Source organism: Candidatus Curculioniphilus buchneri endosymbiont of Curculio glandium, from assembly GCF_964275155.1.
GTDB lineage: Bacteria > Pseudomonadota > Gammaproteobacteria > Enterobacterales > Enterobacteriaceae > Curculioniphilus > Curculioniphilus buchneri.
This window is the reverse complement of record NZ_OZ193413.1, coordinates 194,586-214,852: the sequence shown is the minus strand read 5'-3', so window position 1 is coordinate 214,852 and position 20,267 is coordinate 194,586. Positions and strand designations below refer to the sequence as shown.

The window sequence follows — 20,267 nt, the reverse complement described above, 5'->3', positions numbered from 1 at the left end:
TATGTCATCAATACTTTATCTGATGGTAAAAACGTTACGCATGTATTTCGATAGCATCAATTATTATTGAATCACTATTCATATTTTTTATGTAATAAATTTTATAATATATCAGTCAATCTCACTATATTCTTTAAATAACAGGTATTCTGTATATAATACGCTGAATAAAAAATAACAATCATTTATTATTAAATACTATAATTCATAATTATAAAATTATTCTTCATAGTACACATAGAAGTTACAAAGATAATAGTTACATTTCTTTACATAACGTATGTCATGAGATATGTAAATGTTATATTCTAATATACGCTATATAAAGAATTTAATTCGATGGTTCAATGTGGTCACATGTCGCAATTCATATTGAACTTAAGTATCAAAAAAATATCAAATGCCTTGCCACAGTACAATAAACTTTAAATAAAAATAAAAAAAGAACATATACTGATAGCCAATAATTATTATTAATGAACTGTTATAGTTCATTTTATCTTGCGTTACACGTAAAAGTGTAACTTAAACATAATATTAGAAAAATAAATTAATATTTAACTTAACTCTAAATTATAAAATATAATATTTAATTCACTTATAGTAATATTTCAATAAATATCTTTATTTATTCTAGTATGAACTATAATAGCATGGATCAATAAAAGTAACTGAGCATTATATATAGTACTTTCATATCTCGTCGACACGACGTTATATATATGATAATTCATCACAATAACTTTCTTAAAATTTAGAATAATGGAATTAGTTTTTTAGCATAATCATAACAGAGATAAATGAAATTGTTCAATGTAAGAAATAATGACTTAAATTTTAGAAAGTAACCATCTAGATTTTTAATATTACTAAGGGCACAAATATCTAATTGTTTTAAATTGTGTGATTAAAAAATGAAATTTTAAATGAAATAATTAGGAGGGATTATCAATCCATGAATACTTGATAGATATAATTAATTATCTAACTTGTGTTACTATAGTATTGAGTACTTTCACAACCTGTGTCACAGGAATTATTAAATTGCAACATTAGTAATATTACTAAGGATTACATTATATGGAGTATGATGAACTCTATCTTTCACGCGCTTTTGAACTTGCACGTCTAGGACGTTTTACTACTTCGCCTAATCCAAATGTAGGATGTGTAATTGTTCGCAATCGATGCATTGTCGGAGAGGGTTATCACCAACGAGTAGGAGAACCTCATGCCGAAATATATGCTTTACGCATGGCTGGAAAAGATGCACGTGGTGCAACTGCTTATGTTACTCTGGAACCTTGTAGCCATCAAGGTTGTACACCACCTTGTTCCGACGAGCTAATTAGTTCAGGCATAGCAAGAGTGGTAGTAGCAATGCCTGATCCCAATCCTACGGTAGCAGGTCGTGGCCTTTACCGACTTCAAAAAGCAGGAATTAATGTACGTCATGGTTTGATGCTAACGGAAGCTGAAGCAATTAATCTAGGTTTTTTTAAACGTATGCGCACTGGATTGCCATGGGTTAGATTGAAACTAGCAGCATCGCTTGATGGTCGTACTGCTATGTCATCAGGGGAGAGTCAGTGGATTACTTCATTTCAATCACGACAAGATATGCAAAATTTTAGAGCTGAAAGCGATGCTATTCTTTCAAGCGCCTCCACTATATTAGCAGATAATCCTGCTCTTACAGTACGCTGGTCATCGCTAACAGAAGAGATTCAAAATCTTTATCCAAAGATACAATTACGCCAACCAATACGAGTTATTGTTGATAGCAATAATCGTGTTACACCACAACATCGCATAATACAGGAAGATGGATTCACTTGGTTAGCACGTTTAACACCAGATACACAAATTTGGCCAAAGTCAGTGGAACAACTTATTTTTCCAAAAAAATCGTCTCAAGCAGTTAAACATTTAGATTTAGTAATGTTGATGATGAAATTAGGTCGCCGTCAGATTAATAACGTTTGGGTAGAAGCGGGGGCAACCTTGGCAGGAGCATTACTAACTGCAAGATTAGTGGATGAATTGATCTTATATCAAGCACCAAAATTGCTGGGTGAAAACGCTCGACCATTATGTCTTCTACCTAGTGTATCACAACTCAATGATGTACTAACATTTACCTTATTAAATATTCGTCAGGTAGGTCCAGACATTAGTCTACACTTAAAACCTGAAAAATAGCATAATACTCTTTATATATGGCAAGAAAGTCTTATGTAAAAATTTATATTTTTGTCATAACAACAATATCATTCAAGGACAAACATGAACCTTATTAAAAGTCTTGTTGCGGCACCTGATGCACGTTGTGCAATAGTTATTGCACGTTTTAACAATTTTATCAACGATAATTTACTTAATGGTGCCCTGGACATTTTGGATCGTTTTGGTCAGGTCAAAAATGAAAATATTACTGTCGTTTGGGTGCCTGGCGCGTATGAGTTACCATTAACAACGAGTGTTTTAGCTAACAGTAGACAATATGATGCTATCATAGCTTTAGGTACAATAATTCGCGGAAGTACTACTCATTTTGAACGCATTGCTTGTGAGTGCATTTCAGGCTTAACTACGGTGGCTTTAAAACATTCAATGCCAGTAGCATGCGGTGTATTGACTACTAATAGCATCGAACAAGCAATCGAGCGTGCCGGAACCAAATTAGGTAACAAAGGTGCAGAAGCTGCGTTAACTGCGCTGGAAATGATTAATGTATTAAAATTTATAACATAATGATTTAAAAAAGGAGAAAATTTGAAACTTATACGACGCCGTCGAGCGCGTGAATGTGCCCTCCAAGCGCTTTATTCCTGGCAATTATCACATAATGATATTATTGATACTGAAGCTCAATTTTTGAAAAATCAAAATACTTCAGACGTAGATATTGATTATTTTCACAAGTTGTATTTAGGCGTTGCGACTAATGCCGCCCAGCTGGATCATTTGATGATGCCTTTCCTTTCTCGTCAACTAAAAACATTGGGATATGTGGAACATGCTGTATTACGTATCGCATTATTTGAGTTAAGTAACCACCATGAAGTTCCATATAGAGTTGCTATTAATGAAGCGATTGAATTAGCCAAAATTTTTGGTGCAGACGAGAGCCATAAATTTATTAATGGTGTCTTAGACAAAGCAGCTTCCCGAGTTCGTCCTAACAAAAAATAAATACTATACTTATTTATTGCCATTGCTTTGTATTTGATTGCAATTAATATTTCAGCGTTTGCATGAGTAATATTATTATAGCATAAATGGGATATGATCCTATCTGCATTATCTATATTTTTTAATTGTTTCTGAAAGCTAATCAGAGTTAGTGGAAATATATTAATAACGGATATATATCTTTTGGATAATTTTATAGTTTGATAGTTTATGGTTCATTATAGAATAATTTCTTTTACAATCTAGCAATAATTTTATTCAATAGTTAACCATTTTTTAGTTAAATTAATTTATGAAAATATTAGTTTTTTATTTTATATTACTGACATTGTTCAAATATAATTTGATCGTTCTAATCAACTAGAAAATTAATGTTGGTTTATGATACTGCTAAATAGATAAATAGTTTTTTATCTATGATAATTAAATATTAGCGATTGCTTACAGTTACAATTTCATTAGTCTTTGTTGACTGCCATGTTATATAAGTTAGTTAAATGTAATTTAACGGAAAATATTAAATTTTTTGTAATTTTAATTTATAGAATGTACTGATATACAATTATAAATTACTGTAATTGGAATATGTCAAACATGAAAACAACGCTAGTTACCAAGTACAAGATTATAACACTTACCAATCCATGGCATTGGATAGCTACAGGTTTTGGTGCTGGAATGTGTCCTATAATGCCAGGAACAGTTGCTTCTTTAGTAGCAATTTTACTTTGGTTTTTTTTAGTATTATTACCTTGGGAATGTTACTTACTAGTAGTAATATTTATTATGTTACTTGGAATTTACTGTTGCCATCGAACTGCATGTGATATAGGTATACATGATCATAGTTGCATCGTTTTAGATGAATTTATTGGAATATGGATAACCTTAATGATGATATCAACAGATCATTGGAAATATATATTAATTGGGTTTTGTCTCTTTCGATTTATAGATATTTGGAAACCTTGGCCGATTCGTTGGTTAGATCGCAATGTACAAGGAGGGGTTGGAATTGTTATCGATGATGTAGCAGCCGGTATGGTTTCTGCCGGCATTCTATATTGTGCGGAATACTATTGTGTATTAAATTGAATATGAATATTTATCAAATGATAAAGAACAATTAAATAAATTTAAAGTATTTAAAAAATAGGCTATTTTAATTATTTTAATAGCAAACTACTGATGATCTTTGCATATATTTCTATGTGTTTTTCTGTGAAAAAATTTGTCATTTTTTTAATATTTTATATAAAAACCTTTTGAAGTTATTTATTTAAAATTTATCTAAAAATTTATCTATATGTAATATAATGGTATTATCGTGCTGTGTAGAATAGTCAATTTTCCTGCACCGAAAGTATATTACGCTAATGCAATATATGTTATATTGTTTTTGATCAACCTTTTTACATAACATATTATGTGTATCTGTTATTGTGCTTTAAAATACATTAAAAATTAACGTTCTATATAAAATATGACAGATAGCGCAAGTGACAAGTTTAATATTCATACAATCAATCATGATAATCATCATATCTTATGACCATAAAATTATTGATTCTTTTTTTAGAAAGCAAGTCAGGGCATAATTTATTTTTATTTTATTTATAGTCAATATAACTGTGACAAAATCAAAACCATTTGAGTGTGTAATTTTTATACAAGACGAATAAAGTCGATATGTATTAGTTTCGGTTTAAATGGATGACGCTGTATCGATTGAACTTTTACTGTAGTCATTATACCATCAATGATTAATGCCAAAATTTGGCTATAAAAATTCTCCTTAGTTTGGTTGTTTAATATTGCATTTTGATCTAATTCGATTGCAATCGAACCTTCGATGCCGCCATATACAATAGCAGGCACTCTGTTTGTAAAACGTAAGCGACGACTGGCTCTTGTTCCTTTTTTTTTACGGATGTCAGCGTTAATAGTTAACATATTTTACTCCATAAAATCACATTTAATCCAAAAGATATATTTTAAAAAAATAAAATCAACACATGTCACTATACTTAATAATGCAAGATTGGGATATTATATATATTATGGATGTAATGAAACAACTGAAAATGAATAAATATTTTTATATTTTATTATATTAAACTACATTGAGTTAATATTATTGTATTCATAATAAAATAAAAGTACAGCACGTGTATATTGTTTCATTTTAATATATCAAGCTAAGCTATTTGATATATTATTCCATAATAAAATAGAGCAGCTATCTACATCTAAAACTCATTCAAAATAAAATGGCCATGATTAAACGATATTAATATTCACTGACGTAAAAGTATTTTACTTTACTTAAAAATAAAAGATGTTTTTAGATAAAAGAACGTCAATCGTTAATAATTTATTACCTGTAATAGTATAAAAATATACGATCACTTCAAATTCATTTATTTCTACTATGAGCGTTTTTGAACGTTGGTTCAATTTAAAAAATATTAATCGAGTCTATTTTACTATCATAAATTACTGTTTTTTATCCACTCTTTTCGCCAGCTAGCTAATGCATGCTGTCGTCTATACATCAGTTCAGAACTGATATGCATTCCATGAAAGCCGGCTTCTATTACTTCATATGCAGTAACAGAACGTGATATTTGATAGGCTTGTCGTAAATAATCTCCTTGAAAATATGAATAATTTTCAAATCCGGTACGTCCACGAGCGTCGGATTCACTAACTAAGATTATTTTTTCAAGACGTTCTGGTCGTCGCCATACGTCAATAGCATTGAAAAGTTTAATTAAAGCTTTGGGCGATAATTTGTCTGCATTATGCAACAAATCATGATATTTTGTAACAACTATTGCGAGTTCACGTATTGAACTAGGTATTTTTAATCGTTGGCATAGGTTTTCTATTAGTTTTACACCAGCAGGACCATGACCATGATGCTGAGGCCATAATTTACTTGGAGTTAACGCTTTACCTAAATCATGAGACAGTGCAGCGAAGCGTACTTCAATATCATTTGATAATTGAGCTGAGATTGATACAGTCATTAAAGTATGCTGTCCAGTATCAATCTCAGGATGCCATTTTTTTGGAGCAGGAATACCAAATAATGCATCTATTTCCGGAAATAAGATTTTCAATGCACCACAATCGCGTAGTACCTGAAAGTATACTTGTGGATTTTGAGTTAACAGCGCCCGTTCCGTTTCTTTCCATACTCGTTCAGGAGTCAAAAAAAATAGCTCGTTGCGCATCTGTTGCATAAGAGATAAAGTTTCTGGTACAATAACAAAATTAAGATGAGCAAAGCTTGCAGCAAAACGTGCTGTACGCAACACCCGTAAAGGATCATCTCTAAAAGCATTAGAAATATGGCGTAATCGGCGAAATGTGATATCTTGCTGTCCTTGATAGGGATCAACTAAATTGCCTTGTTCGTCTCGGGCTATAGCATTAATAGTGAGATCACGTCGACAAAGATCCTCTTCCAACGTTACTTTTGATGAAGTATAGCAAGAAAAACCAGTATATCCATGACCTAATTTGCGTTCTGTACGAGCTAATGCATATTCTTCATAGCTTTTTGGATGAAGAAATACTGGAAAATCTTTACCGACTTGTTGATAACCTTCTGCTAACATTTCTTGTGGAGTTGATCCTACTACGACCCAATCACGTTCTTTTATAGGAACTCGTAACAAACTGTCACGTACAGCGCCTCCAACTAAATATTTCTTCACATTCATCTCCTGACAATATAAAGATAACTTTAATTTTTAAACACTACTATATAAGTGACATTCTATTTTAGAATGCATCTTTTCAGTTATATTTTATTTATATATTGCCACATAACTGTATATGTATATATTAAGCAAAAAATATTAGATTTATCGGAGTTAATAAAAGTATCGAATATAGTCAACAAACGCTAGTATTATACTTAAATTTAGATTATTTAATGACAAATAATTTGAATCAATCAAAACTGAGATAAAAATAAAAATTTTTTATTTTTATAATGTTGTGTATAGTTAATATGTACCACCAACCAATGGTGAGTATAACTATTATGTTAAATATTTGTCCCTAATTTCAGTGAAAATACAATTAGTTTTATTCGTAACTATTCAATAATAATATTATATTGATAATTATCATTATGCTGTACTATACACACATATGATATGGATTTTGAACTCAAATAGTATTTAATCAATATGAAATATTATGTATAAGCTAGTGGCTATTTTACAGTATTTTAATTTTTAATACTGTACTTTGTTTAAGTTAATTAATCTTTAACTTTATATAATGCAAGATATGAATCTTATTTTTTATGCTTACATACAATACAAAATTAATGGTTTCGTTAAGCTATTTCATGAAATATGAATAAAATTCAATGTATTGAGATGGCAATATTTCCATTGTAAAGTTATATCTAAATACCAATTTATAGAATATATGTTATAATGTGACAATGGTGGAGATAAAATTAATCTTAGATTAATCATATTAAAGTAATACATTTTTATTACTAAAATTTCTTCTAGTCACTGCACAATAACATATTTAAATAATCATAAAATATTATTGGTGGATTTTAATAGGCTATAAGAAGCTACACACCATGTGTAATTAATGAATTAATTTATTATTTTAGTTTATTTATATGAAATATATATTTAGATTTAAAGTAATATATACCTGCATATTAATTAATAAAAATCAATAAAAATAATGGTATTCATATGCAATCTTTTATCAATTAAAAAATTTGATTTAAAAGAACATGAAATCAAATTTTTTAAAAATTAAATATGTATTTTATATTAAATTATAGCAAAATATACTTAATATGTAATACACATTTCATTTTCTTAGCTAAGATATCGCATTTCACTTATTATACTAGAAACTAGTTTTTACAATATAAAACAATCAATATTAAATTATGAATACCAAAATATTCCAACTAAAACGTATTGCCTCACGAACATAATAAATTTATAGTTACGATGACGTGTTTTAAGTGAACAAGATTAAAATACTACAATTACTTAGTATTATAATCAGAAAATTTGACATTAAGCGATACTTATGATCGAACTATGAAAGTATTAACAGAATCGACTAACCTAACTAAAAACATGTAAATATCAATGTATCTCTATTTATATTTTTAGGAATTTTACTTAAATATTAAAATGTAAATAATAATTATACATTAGTAACGATTTTTTGTGCGATGACACATAAAAATTATACACTTTATCGCTTATTAGTATTTTACAATACTAAAAATCTAATAGAAATTAGATGTAGGATGTAGAAAGATTAGAGTAAATTGAATCTATGTTTATTTTATTAATTTCTAACGATATAATTTAATGATTATTTTAATACATAATTTGTATAGTCACGTAATCTTAATACACTTTATAGTATAAAACTAAAAGACACATGTATCAAATTTTACAATTTTTTAACTCTCGATGAAATAAATTTTTATCATTAAAATAGATATATAAGCTATAAGTGTTAATATTTAATTATAACATAAGTAATAATACTATTACGTTGTTTACAATAAAAAAAGAATGCTTGTTATTTAGCGTATAAATTATAAATTTATTATTTATGATCATAATATGTGTAGTTTTTAGAAATTGTATTATATATCAAAAATATAATACATGTTCTTATTGAATTTTAGTACTTTGTCCAATTATCGGTAAATCAAAATTAGAAAAACAATGTGTTGTGTGTTTCTAAAATCAATAATTTTATTAAATTACATGTATTTTAATAAGATGGAATAAAGATGTAAAGATAGTATCTTTGTCATTTAATTTTCAACAACACAATAGAAAAAATATACTTTATAAATAAAAATAGCATTTTTATAAAATAAACCTCTGTGGAGAAAGATAATGACAGTTACCTTTCCTGATTTCCAACAAGCAAATATACTTATTGTAGGTGATGTTATGTTAGATCGGTACTGGTATGGTTCCAGTAACTTGATTTCCACAGAAGCACCAGTACCCATCGTAAAAATAAATACTATTGAAGAACGACCTGGCGGTGCGGCCAACGTCGCAATGAATATTGCTGCGCTGGGTGCTCATGCACATTTAATTGGATTAACAGGAATTGATGATGCTGCTCAGACTTTAAATACTCTCCTAAGGAAAATGAATGTTACCTGTAATTTTATTGCTATTGCTACCCATTCCACCATTATAAAACTACGAATACTATCACGTAATCAACAACTCATGCGATTAGATTTTGAAAAAAATTTTGATGATCTTGATGCAATTCTTTTACTGGAACGAATTCAATTGGCTTTACCACAAGCTAATGCTCTAGTACTTTCTGATTATAAAAAGGGTTCATTGTCTTACGTACAAGAAATCATTACTCTTGCACGTGACGCTAATGTTCCAGTGCTAATTGATCCAAAGGGAATTGATTTCAATCGATATCGAGGTGCAACACTACTAACACCTAACTTATCCGAGTTTGAAGCTGTAGTAGGACCTTGTAAAGATGAAAAGACATTATTCAAACGTGGTATGAAACTTATTTTCGATAATAAATTGTCAGCATTGTTAATTACTCGTTCAGAAAAAGGTATGATCCTATTACAACCAAAAAAAAATCCATTATATCTAGAAACACAGACTCAGGAAGTATACGATGTTACCGGAGCAGGAGACACGGTTATTGGAGTACTAGCAGCATCGTTAGCTGCCGGAAATAATTTAGAAAAATCTTGTTTCTTAGCTAATACTGCGGCAGGAGTAGTAGTAGGAAAATTAGGTACATCTATTGTCAGTTCTGTTGAGCTAGAATCTGCTATTCGAAGTCATGTTAAAATCAGGTTGGGTGTGATGACTGAATGTGAATTAAAATATGCGCTTACGTTAGCACGTAAGCGTGGTGAAAAAATAGTAATGACGAATGGTATTTTTGATATTCTTCATGAAGGCCATGTCAGTTACCTATCCAATGCTCGTAGATTGGGCGAACGGCTTATTGTTGCTGTAAATAGCGACGAATCTACAAAACGCTTAAAAGGTGATAGCCGTCCAGTGAATCCACTAGCTCAGCGCATGGCCGTTCTGTCAGCTTTAAAAGTAGTAGATTGGGTAGTACCCTTTAATGAAGATACGCCTAAACGTATAATTAGTAATCTTTTACCTGATTTTTTAGTTAAAGGCGGAGATCATCAACTTGATACAATTGCTGGCAGTGAAATAGTATTGGCTAATGGAGGCAATGTAAAAACACTAAATTTCAAATATGGATGCTCTACAACTAATATTATTAATACTATCAAAAACAAAAAATAAAACTAATCTTGTTTAAAGCATGTTAATGCACAATTTCTAATTATAAGCGATCATGAGCTGTCTGTGACAATATATTAGCATAGTAAACTTACTCCTTATTTGGTGATAAATTTGTATTATCAATACATGTGTTTTGATGCGAATCAACGCTGCTGTTATTAATAATAGATATATTGTTATTATCTTTGTCATCTTTTACTTCATCTTCTATTAAATCGACAGATTTGTCTTCACATTTCGGCTGGACACTAACTACATTGTCTTTTAATATAGTTTCTATAGCATTAATGCGTACTTCAATTTGATTAAATTTTTCACATATATGCAATAATATTTGATGTTGTGTATCGAATTCTTCTCGACTAACCAAGTGCATACGATTAAATTGATTTTTTAGTATTTGGTAAAGTGCTATTTCTATGTTTTTGTCTAAATCTTGGAAACTTTTTGGTAAAGATTCTTGAATTTGACGTGCAATTTGTCCAAGCTTGTTTAGATCAAACATTATCAGTTTCCTTAAAAAAACGGAATAGGTTAAGCATAATAATTTAAATTTAAAAAAACAATTAAAATACTCAATCGGTTCATTGCCTCAATATCAGATTAATTTTATAGTATAACTGATGATTATAAAATAAGATGCGCGTGTATATTCTATTGTTTTATGAACATAGCTAAAATATCTAAAATAGATTATGGATATATTAATCCCTTATTTAATTTTTTCAATGGTTCAAATGCAACTAAATCTATCTTTTTCTTGTGCCCCGTATCAATTATAAGGTGTTATTTATCATGAATCAGATAATGATCTCTGAATTTGGTTCACCATTTCAACGTGTAGAAAATGCATTACATGCTCTTCGAAATGGTCGCGGTGTCTTAGTGCTTGACGATGAAGATCGTGAAAATGAAGGAGATCTAATTTTTGCAGCAGAAAATATGACTATTGAACAAATGGCACTAACTATTCGCCACGGCAGTGGTATTGTTTGTTTATGTCTTACTGAAGTACTCCGGAAGCAATTAGCATTGCCGATGATGGTAGAATATAATACTAATCATTATCAAACTCCATTTACTGTTACCATTGAAGCTGCACGAGGGATTACTACTGGTGTTTCTGCTGCCGATCGTTTAACAACCATTCAAGCTGCAATTAAACATAATGCAAAACCATCCGATCTTAACCGTCCTGGACATATTTTTCCTCTCTGTGCTCACGCTAGCGGCGTATTAGTAAGACAAGGACATACCGAAGCAGCAGTAGATTTAACTATTCTTTCAGGTTTAAAACCGACAGGTGTATTAAGTGAAGTAATGAATGATGACGGTACCATGGCACATGCACCAGAGATCGTTGCTTTTGCTCATCGTTATAATATGCCAGTACTAACCATCAAAGATCTGATGCTATATCGATTAACTCATCCTTACTGAGAACAACAGTACTAAATTTAATTGCCCTGATTACCTACCATTCATCTAGAATGATTACGTTTTCAATAAAAGCTTAGAACTTATCGAAAACTAGACAAATTAAATATTTTCTAGCATCTAACTTTATTAGAGCTGATTTAAAATGTAATTTTTAATTCAATTAACATGTAAAGAACAATTGTTTAATCATGCAATATACTGAAGTTGATTGTTAAAGAATATTAAAAGAATATTAATAGTATCAATTTGATAAATATATACTTGCCTTATTATTCTCACAAGTATTGTATAAACTTTTAGGAGTATAAAACCTTATGAACACACATCAAAATAATATTTCTAATAATATAATACTGTACTTGTACTTAATAGTTTAAATATTAAATTAGTACATATAATAAAATTTTATTTAAAACAAATTTTTCTTGATTATCTTATTTATTTTTAATTCATTTTTCGAATGTGTTGCAGTATTCTCAATTCGGTTTTTTAACTTTTGTCCAGGACGAAAGATGACTACTCGACGGGCGGTAATCGGAATGTCTTTACCTGTTTTAGGATTACGTCCTGGTCGTTGATTTTTATCCCGTAAATCAAAATTACCGAAACCTGATAATTTTACTTGCTCACCATTTTCTAATGCTTGTCGTAATTCTTCAAAAAATAATTCTATAATTTCTTTGGCATCCCGTTTTTTTAATCTCAGCATTTCAAATAAGTATTCTGACATTTCAGCTTTAGTAAGTACCATAACTTCAATCCCTCAAAGAGGCTTTGAATCGCTGTTTTAATACCGCTACACATTTTTCAATAGTTGCGGCAATCTCCTTTTTTTCTAGTGTATGAGTAGTATCTTGCAATATTAGACTAATTGCTAAACTTTTAAAACCTTTCGCTATACCTTCACCTCGATACACATCAAATACATTAATACCAACTAATTGATTTTTATTAATTTTTCTACATTCTTTAATAATATCTCCTGCAGCAACACTATCTTTTACTACTATGGCAATATCCCTTCGATTGGCTGGAAAGCGAGAAATATCATTAATTTTAGGTACAGCACATGCGGTAATCTTTTCCCAATATAATTCAAAAATTAGAGTCCGGCTATTTAAATTTAATTGCGCTTCCAATTGAGGATGAATCAGGCCAAAAAATCCAACAAGATCATCCATAATATAAGCTGCGGCACTTTGACCTGGATGCAGTGCTGGATGATTTTTTCTTCTGAACTCAATATCATCTAATTGTCTACTACACTCAAATATTGATTCAAGATCACCTTTAATATCATAAAAGTCTACTAGTTGAGATGTCATGTCCCAGTGTTCATTAACATTCGGTCCAGAAATTACACCTCCTAACATAAGATCTTGACGTATTCCTAAATTGGCCATGTTGTCAGGAACAAAGCATAATCCACTTTCAAACAAACGAATTCTTTTCTGCTGATGATTTTGATTATAAATTACTGCTTTAAGAAGACCAATGAATAATGATAATCGCATTGAAGACATATTGTGAGACACTGGATTAGATAAGAGCAATGGTACTAACTGCGGATGCAATAATGCCTGTACTTTGGGATCGACAAAACTATAGGTAATGATTTCTTGATAACCGCGATCTACCAATAATTCTTTTACACGCGTTAATGGTAAAGTTTTTTCATAGTGTATAGGCATTGCAAGATGAATATGTATAGGAGTATTTGGAATGAGTTCGTAGCCATATATTCGTATAATTTCTTCGATAATATCTTCTTCAATAGTTAGATCAAAACGCCAACTAGGTATTTCAATTTGAAAATCAGTTCCACATTGACTAATGTGGCATCCAAGACAAGTTAAAATTTCAATGACATCTGAATCAGGTATGATATAGCCAATTAATTTATTTAAACGATTTCGGCGTAGATGAATTATTTTAAATTGTGGCAGTGTACATTGCGTCATAACACTGCAAATTGATCCTGGTTTACCGCCACAAATAGATATTAACAACTCAGTTGTTCGTTCTATAGCATGTAATTGCAAGTTTGGATCTACCCCATATTCATAGCGACGAGAAGCATGAGTCTGTATATTATAATGGCGTACACTGTTAGTTATGATTAATGGATTAAAAAAGGCACTTTCTAAAATAATGTCTTTTGTTTCTGAACTAACACTAGATATAGCCCCTCCTAATATCCCTGCTAGTGCTAATATTTTATAGTGATCAGCAATAATTAATGTATCGGATGAGAGCACAACTTCACTACCATTTAATAAAATTAGCTTCTCACCAGAGAGAGCCTTACGTACGACAATCCCTCCATTGACATATTTAAGATCAAAAACATGCATTGGTTGACCTAGTTCTAGCAATACATAATTAGTAATGTCTACTACCACATTGACTGCTTGTAAACCACTACGACGCAGTCGTTCTGACATCCAAATTGGTGTAAGAACGCTAGTATTAATATGCTTTACTATTCGACAAAGATAACGTGGGCAAGCATGAGGCGCATCAACACGGACAGGTAGTATAGCGTCCTTTTCGAGAGGAATTGGTGATATGATTGCCTTCTTTACGGTTGGCTGTTGTAATGTTATACGATTAAATGCTGCAATATCACGGGCAATTCCGAGTAAACTAAGGCAATCAGCACGGTTTGGTGTTACGCTAATATTAATAATATTGTCTTCAAGTTTAAGATAATCTTGAACATCATAACCAATAGGAGCATCCATAGGTAATTCAATAATATTAGTAGTATAATAGCCAACAATACCTAATTCTTCAAAAGAACATAGCATGCCTTCTGAAAATTCACTAAACGCTTTGGTCATTTTAGATTTACAGTTTTTTTGTATTGACGAATCAAAATTAGCTACAACTACTCGAAGATCAGTACGGCAATTCTGGGCTTTACAAATAATATTTAATAGATGTTTTCTGCCAATATCCACTTTAGTAATTTGCCATTTATCAATATTAGGATGCTGTTGGCATGTTACGATTCGACCTATGACCATTTTTTCAATCAAACCACTGGTAACTGGTTCTACATTTTCGACTTTTAAGCCAGCCATAGTCATTTGATTTGTTAATGCTCTCATGTCAATATTTAAATTCACCCATTCTCGTAACCACAGCTCACTAAACTTCATTCCTACATCTCACACTATTTAAATTGTTTTAAAAAACGCAAATCATTTTCAAAAAATATTCGCAAATCTGTAATACCGTAACTTAGCATAGCCAGTCGTTCTATGCCCATACCGAATGCAAAGCCGGAGTAAATTTCCGGATCAATAGCAACATTGTGTAACAGGTTAGGATGTACCATGCCACAACCAAGGACCTCTAACCACTGACCATGTTTTCCTAGCACATCTACCTCAGCAGAAGGTTCAGTAAACGGAAAATAGGATGGGCGAAAACGAATCTGTAAATCCTTTTCAAAGAAATTTTGTAAAAAATTGTGCAATATATTTTTCAGATTACTAAAATTAATATTGGTATCAACGATCATTCCTTCCATTTGATGAAACATTGGAGTATGAGTTTGATCATAATCATTCCGATATACTCGTCCTGACGCAATAATACGTATGGGTGGCTGTTGTAACTTCATAGTTCGAATTTGTATACTAGAAGTCTGAGTACGTAAAAGTCGAGTAGTACCGAGCCAAAAAGTATCATGGTCTGTACGAGCTGGATGATGTGCAGGAATATTCAAAGCATCAAAATTATGATACTCATCTTCAATTTCTGGTCCAGTTTCTATTGAAAAACCCATCATGCAGAAAAAGTGTTCAATACGTGAAATAATACGAGATATAGGGTGAAGTCCACCATTTTCTATACGCCGTCCCGGCAACGTGACATCTAACATCTCAGTTGTAAGTTTCTTATTTAATTCTATTTGTTTTAGATTTAATTGATGATTGGTCAGAGCTTGTTGTATTTCTTGTTTAGCTTGATTGACTAATATACCTGCTACTGGACGTTCCTTCGAGTTCATATTTTTAAGTATTTTCATTTTTTGAGAAAAAATACCATTCTTACCAAAATGTTTAACTCGTATTAATTCCAGCGTATCTATGTCTTGAGATTGTGCTATAGCTAATTTAGCTTGTACAATCAACTCTGCAAGATTAAGAATAGATTCTATTTTAAGTTGACTATGAACAAATGCATCACGCATAGCATCGATCTCATTATTTAAATTTTCGACTAATGATAAAATTCTTTGCTATCGTACAAAGATAGCATCGTTTACTTCATTCAAAATACTATATGATAAATTAAAACCGACTCATCTACTATCAGAATATATTGATAATTATTTTTTATTAACATTTAAGTGTTTCGATAATGTATAGACATTACATTATATTTACTATGTAAATGTACTGTTCCAGTAAAAGGATATAATATGCCAGTATTTTTAACTTCAAAATAATACGATGCGCTACAGGGCATTTTTTGCTCTTTCAACTAGAACAGAAAAGTTTGATTTTTCAAAAATAGCAACGTCAGCCAGAATCTTACGATTAATTTTAATTGACGCTTTATTGAGGCCATGGATAAAGCAGCCGTAGGAAATACCATTTTGACGTGCTGCAGCATTGATACGAGAGATCCAAAGCTGCCGGAATTGACGTTTTTTATGTCGGCGATCACGATAGGCATATTGGGCAGCTTTTATTACCGCTTGGCAAGCAACACGGTAAACGCGTGAACGGGCACCTTGATAACCTTTCGCTTGTTTTAAAATCTTTTTATGACGTGTACGCGCTACTACACCGCGTTTTACACGAGTCATGTATTTCTCCTCTTAAAAAATTGTTTAAATTTACTAAAATAACGCTTATATGTAAGGAAGACAACGTACGACTAAATGCTGATCCCCTTTTGACAACATTATTTTCGATCGTAGATGACGTTTACGCTTAGTCGATTTTTTGGTTAGCAGATGACGCAAGTTAGCATGCTTATGTTTTAAGCCATTTGAGGCTGTTTTTTTAAATCGTTTTTCAGCACTGCGTACTGTTTTTATTTTTGGCATGAAACTCTCTCTACTTTAGATTATCAGTAATATTATGAGTGTAACAAAATTGTATATGCAGCAGCTGACTTACTAAGTTTTGTAACTTTTTTTGGGTGCAAGAACCATAATCATTTGACGCCCTTCAATTTTTATAGGAAAAGATTCCACAATTGCCAGTTCATTTAAATCATTGCGAATGCGATTAAGCATTGCGATTCCTATCTGTTGATGGGCCATTTCACGTCCACGAAATCGTAAAGTAATTTTAGTTTTATCACCATCTTCTAAAAATCGAACTAAGTTACGTAATTTAACCTGATAGTCGTTTTTATCGGTACTAGGTCTAAATTTTATTTCTTTAATCTGAATAATCTTCTGTTTTTTCTTTTGCTCTTTATTAGATTTGCTCTTTTCATAGAGAAATTTTCCATAATCCATGATACGACAAACCGGTGGTTCAGCATTAGGGCTAATTTCAACTAAATCCACACCCGCTTCTGTAGCTTTTTCAAGCGCTTCTTTTAATCCGACAATTCCAAGTTGCTCACCATTGATTCCTGTCAAGCGAATCGCCAAACTATGAATCTCTTGGTTGATACGATTAGGACGTGCCAATTGAACTCGTTTTCCGACTTTAATACTTTATTCCTCCAGTAGATCAAGACTGCGGTTATAGATTTCGTATTGCAGCTTGTTAATCAATTTATGAATATCCATGTTACCTAAGTGTTTACCGCGACGTGTACGTACAGTAACATTATTCATTTCCATTTCTTTATTTCCGCAAATCAGCATATAAGGTATCCTATACAAAATATGCTCCCGAATTTTAAAGCTTATTTTTTCATTTCTCAAGTCTGCTTTTACCCTAACGTCTGCTTCTGAAAGTTTTTTCGTAAGTTTTTTAACATAATTTGATTGATTATGGGTAATATTCATCACAACTACTTGTATCGGTGCTAACCAAGTCGGATAAAAACCTGCATATTCTTCTGTCAAAATACCTATAAAACGTTCCATTGAGCCTAAAACAGCACGATGGATCATGATTGGTACTATCCTTTGATTATTTTCATTTACATAAAAGGCATTTAAACGTTCAGGGAGAGAAAAATCTAATTGAAGCGTGCCACATTGCCAAGTACGATTTAAGCAATCGAGAAAACTAAACTCTATTTTAGGGCCGTAAAAAGCACCTTCTCCTGGTTGGTAATCAAAAAAGATACCATTTTCTGTTAATACAGATACTAAATCCTGTTCGGCTCGATCCCAGATTTCATTACTACCAATGCGATTTTCTGGACGGGTAGATAATTTTACTGCTATTTTTTTAAATCCAAATATATCATATATGTCATATATCATTTGAATGCAATTATTCACTTCGTCACGAATTTGGTCTTCAGTGCAAAAAATGTGGCCATCATCTTGTGTAAAACTACGGACTCGCATTAGTCCATACAACGAGCCAGATGGTTCATTTCGGTGGCAATTGCCAAATTCCGCCATACGTAGCGGAAGATCCCGATAAGATTTCACCTTTTTTTGAAAAATTTGTATATGTCCCGGGCAATTCATTGGTTTAATGCAGTATTCTCTATTTTCTGATGAAGTGGTGAACATATACTTAGCATAGTGATCCCAATGTCCAGTTTTTTCCCATAACGTGCGGTCCATCATGAATGGTCCTTTGACTTCTTGATAATGATATTGTTTTAGCTTTTTTCGCATAAATGTTTTTAGTTCACAGAAAATAGTCCATCCATTATTGTGCCAAAATACCATACCAGGCGCTTCGTCCTGCATATGATAAAGATCAAGTTGCTTTCCAATGTTACGGTGATCGCGTTTTTCAGCTTCTTCAAGATGTTTTAGATAGCTGTTCAATTGCTTTTGATTTCCCCATGCAGTTCCATAAATACGCTGTAGCATTTTGTTTTTGCTATTACCTTGCCAATAAGCACCTGATATTTTTTGTAATTTAAAGTAATGACAAAACCGCGTATTCGGAGCATGAGGACCTCGACACATATCTACGTACTCTTCATGATAATACAATGTCAGATTATCATTATGATTGATCTTTTCATCTAAGATTGCTACCTTGTATTTTTCACCTCGTGCAATAAAAATATCACGTGCTTGCTGCCAGCTAACTTTTTTCTTGATAATATCATAATTCTTTTCCGCTAATTCATGCATCCTTTTTTCCAACAATACAATATCACTCTGTGAGAGAGTGTGTTCTAAATCCACATCATAGTAAAAACCTTGATCTATTACAGGACCTAGCGCCATTTTGATGTTAGGCCAAAGTTGTTTGATAGCATGTCCTAATAAATGTGTGCAGGAATGACGAATGATTTTAAGTCCCTCTGCGTCATTAATAGTAATAATACTAAGCTGACTATCGTTCTCAATGATGTCAACAACATCAATTAATTTCCCGTTAACGTAACCAGCGATACACGCTTCTGCTACATTAGAATTAATGCTATACGCAACTTCTAAAAGCGAAGGAGGATAATCAAATTGATGCTGTCTGCCATCAGACAGAGTGATTACAGGCATAGATTTTCCTCAATTTCTAATGTGGTAATATCCATATGTTAGATCATTTGATTTTCATTTATCTGCATTTTAAATTAAATTGTATAATTCAAGAAAATTACTACATTGTATTTCTGTTTGTATGTTACATAGTAACATGAGACCACAGAACAGATGAGGATTAACATTTAATAAAATTAGAATGGTTCCTTTTCAAGAGATACATTATTATATTGTATATCAAACATATAGTTAATTCACTTTGAATGACATAATTATATTATGATAGTATGATTAGAATCTATTGCCAACTGTTTTATGAATTTAATCTAATCTTTTAGAAATCATCTGATTTTGACATCTAGTCTTAAGAATGAATTTTATTAGCTTTGCATACAATTAGAGCGTATCATTATTTTTCAGTACTATATATGATATACTTGAACGATTATAACAATATAATCATCATAATATTCATGTTAAATAAATCATCCAATAATAAATATAAAATTTAATACAAATTAGTGAAGAAGAAATATATGTAACTTTACATCATGTTGCGTTTATTCAGATAATACTTTACTACTTCCATTTGATATCTAATGAAAAATAGAGATTAACCTTACCATAAGGTGCGTATTGTGCATATTATAATAAGTAATGTATCTAATAAGACGATGCAA

Annotated in this window: 16 protein-coding genes; 6 read left to right on the top strand and 10 right to left on the bottom strand. The window is 31.3% G+C overall.

Annotated features, from left to right (window positions below; genetic code table 11):
• Positions 1 to 1,080: 1,080 nt before the first annotated feature.
• The 4 genes from ribD to ACICP0_RS00630 all read left to right on the top strand — a co-directional run bounded on the left by ribD (position 1,081) and on the right by ACICP0_RS00630 (position 4,290).
• A complete protein-coding gene (gene ribD, locus ACICP0_RS00645) occupies positions 1,081 to 2,202 on the top strand; it encodes a bifunctional diaminohydroxyphosphoribosylaminopyrimidine deaminase/5-amino-6-(5-phosphoribosylamino)uracil reductase RibD (RefSeq protein WP_395480039.1) in 1,122 nt (373 codons plus the stop codon).
• 84 nt (positions 2,203 to 2,286) lie between these two features.
• Positions 2,287 to 2,754: a 6,7-dimethyl-8-ribityllumazine synthase gene (gene ribE / locus ACICP0_RS00640; protein ID WP_395480038.1), complete on the top strand. Its 468-nt coding sequence runs from the start codon at positions 2,287 to 2,289 to the stop codon at positions 2,752 to 2,754.
• A 21-nt stretch (positions 2,755 to 2,775) separates the two neighbouring features.
• Positions 2,776 to 3,195 carry a transcription antitermination factor NusB gene (nusB, locus tag ACICP0_RS00635; RefSeq protein ID WP_395480037.1) on the top strand — a complete coding sequence of 140 codons (420 nt, stop codon included), beginning with the start codon at positions 2,776 to 2,778 and terminating at the stop codon, positions 3,193 to 3,195.
• Between the two features lie 594 nt (positions 3,196 to 3,789).
• The gene (locus ACICP0_RS00630; protein WP_395480036.1) at positions 3,790 to 4,290 is read left to right on the top strand and encodes a phosphatidylglycerophosphatase A; all 501 of its coding nucleotides are present in this window, start codon (positions 3,790 to 3,792) and stop codon (positions 4,288 to 4,290) included.
• Positions 4,291 to 4,860: 570 nt separating this feature from the next.
• Here ACICP0_RS00630 and rplY read toward each other — a convergent pair.
• Together rplY and ACICP0_RS00620 are read right to left on the bottom strand one after the other, a co-directional pair.
• Positions 4,861 to 5,148 carry a 50S ribosomal protein L25 gene (gene rplY, locus ACICP0_RS00625; RefSeq protein ID WP_395480035.1) on the bottom strand — a complete coding sequence of 96 codons (288 nt, stop codon included), beginning with the start codon at positions 5,146 to 5,148 and terminating at the stop codon, positions 4,861 to 4,863.
• A gap of 536 nt (positions 5,149 to 5,684) precedes the next feature.
• On the bottom strand, positions 5,685 to 6,926 hold the full coding sequence (locus ACICP0_RS00620; RefSeq protein WP_395480034.1) for a multifunctional CCA addition/repair protein: 1,242 nt from the start codon (positions 6,924 to 6,926) through the stop codon (positions 5,685 to 5,687).
• A gap of 2,190 nt (positions 6,927 to 9,116) precedes the next feature.
• On the opposite strand from ACICP0_RS00620, the gene hldE reads away from it, so the two are divergent.
• Entirely contained in the window at positions 9,117 to 10,544 is a 1,428-nt protein-coding gene (gene hldE / locus ACICP0_RS00615) for a bifunctional D-glycero-beta-D-manno-heptose-7-phosphate kinase/D-glycero-beta-D-manno-heptose 1-phosphate adenylyltransferase HldE (RefSeq protein ID WP_395480033.1), read from the top strand.
• Positions 10,545 to 10,632: 88 nt separating this feature from the next.
• On the opposite strand, the gene ACICP0_RS00610 is transcribed toward hldE, so the two are convergent.
• On the bottom strand, positions 10,633 to 11,049 hold the full coding sequence (locus ACICP0_RS00610) for an accessory factor UbiK family protein (RefSeq protein WP_395480032.1): 417 nt from the start codon (positions 11,047 to 11,049) through the stop codon (positions 10,633 to 10,635).
• A 290-nt stretch (positions 11,050 to 11,339) separates the two neighbouring features.
• On the opposite strand from ACICP0_RS00610, the gene ribB reads away from it, so the two are divergent.
• Positions 11,340 to 11,984 (top strand): 3,4-dihydroxy-2-butanone-4-phosphate synthase, encoded by a 645-nt coding sequence (gene ribB / locus ACICP0_RS00605; RefSeq protein ID WP_395480031.1) that lies wholly within the window; start codon positions 11,340 to 11,342, stop codon positions 11,982 to 11,984.
• 409 nt (positions 11,985 to 12,393) lie between these two features.
• Here the strand turns inward: ribB and ihfA are convergent, their stop codons facing one another.
• The 7 genes from ihfA to thrS form a co-directional block, all read right to left on the bottom strand.
• Entirely contained in the window at positions 12,394 to 12,735 is a 342-nt protein-coding gene (ihfA, locus tag ACICP0_RS00600; RefSeq protein WP_395480030.1) for an integration host factor subunit alpha, read from the bottom strand.
• 4 nt (positions 12,736 to 12,739) lie between these two features.
• Entirely contained in the window at positions 12,740 to 15,148 is a 2,409-nt protein-coding gene (pheT, locus tag ACICP0_RS00595; protein ID WP_395480029.1) for a phenylalanine--tRNA ligase subunit beta, read from the bottom strand.
• 14 nt (positions 15,149 to 15,162) lie between these two features.
• On the bottom strand, positions 15,163 to 16,146 hold the full coding sequence (gene pheS / locus ACICP0_RS00590; protein WP_395480227.1) for a phenylalanine--tRNA ligase subunit alpha: 984 nt from the start codon (positions 16,144 to 16,146) through the stop codon (positions 15,163 to 15,165).
• 309 nt (positions 16,147 to 16,455) lie between these two features.
• Entirely contained in the window at positions 16,456 to 16,809 is a 354-nt protein-coding gene (gene rplT / locus ACICP0_RS00585; protein ID WP_395480028.1) for a 50S ribosomal protein L20, read from the bottom strand.
• Positions 16,810 to 16,854: 45 nt separating this feature from the next.
• Positions 16,855 to 17,052, bottom strand: coding sequence for a 50S ribosomal protein L35 (gene rpmI, locus ACICP0_RS00580; protein ID WP_395480027.1), 198 nt, complete (start codon positions 17,050 to 17,052; stop codon positions 16,855 to 16,857).
• A gap of 72 nt (positions 17,053 to 17,124) precedes the next feature.
• Positions 17,125 to 17,673, bottom strand: a complete 549-nt coding sequence (gene infC / locus ACICP0_RS00575) for a translation initiation factor IF-3 (protein ID WP_395480226.1) — start codon at positions 17,671 to 17,673, stop codon at positions 17,125 to 17,127.
• A 3-nt stretch (positions 17,674 to 17,676) separates the two neighbouring features.
• Positions 17,677 to 19,605: a threonine--tRNA ligase gene (thrS, locus tag ACICP0_RS00570; RefSeq protein WP_395480026.1), complete on the bottom strand. Its 1,929-nt coding sequence runs from the start codon at positions 19,603 to 19,605 to the stop codon at positions 17,677 to 17,679.
• Positions 19,606 to 20,267: the final 662 nt, after the last annotated feature.

Coding starts and splice junctions, on each gene's coding strand:
- ACICP0_RS00630 (WP_395480036.1), top strand. CDS start 3,790: ATGAAAACAACGCTAGTTACCAAGTACAAGATTATAACACTTACCAAT.
- ACICP0_RS00620 (WP_395480034.1), bottom strand. CDS start 6,926: ATGAATGTGAAGAAATATTTAGTTGGAGGCGCTGTACGTGACAGTTTG.
- ribE (WP_395480038.1), top strand. CDS start 2,287: ATGAACCTTATTAAAAGTCTTGTTGCGGCACCTGATGCACGTTGTGCA.
- rpmI (WP_395480027.1), bottom strand. CDS start 17,052: ATGCCAAAAATAAAAACAGTACGCAGTGCTGAAAAACGATTTAAAAAA.
- ihfA (WP_395480030.1), bottom strand. CDS start 12,735: ATGGTACTTACTAAAGCTGAAATGTCAGAATACTTATTTGAAATGCTG.
- rplY (WP_395480035.1), bottom strand. CDS start 5,148: ATGTTAACTATTAACGCTGACATCCGTAAAAAAAAAGGAACAAGAGCC.
- ribD (WP_395480039.1), top strand. CDS start 1,081: ATGGAGTATGATGAACTCTATCTTTCACGCGCTTTTGAACTTGCACGT.
- pheT (WP_395480029.1), bottom strand. CDS start 15,148: ATGAAGTTTAGTGAGCTGTGGTTACGAGAATGGGTGAATTTAAATATT.
- ribB (WP_395480031.1), top strand. CDS start 11,340: ATGAATCAGATAATGATCTCTGAATTTGGTTCACCATTTCAACGTGTA.
- thrS (WP_395480026.1), bottom strand. CDS start 19,605: ATGCCTGTAATCACTCTGTCTGATGGCAGACAGCATCAATTTGATTAT.
- rplT (WP_395480028.1), bottom strand. CDS start 16,809: ATGACTCGTGTAAAACGCGGTGTAGTAGCGCGTACACGTCATAAAAAG.
- ACICP0_RS00610 (WP_395480032.1), bottom strand. CDS start 11,049: ATGTTTGATCTAAACAAGCTTGGACAAATTGCACGTCAAATTCAAGAA.
- hldE (WP_395480033.1), top strand. CDS start 9,117: ATGACAGTTACCTTTCCTGATTTCCAACAAGCAAATATACTTATTGTA.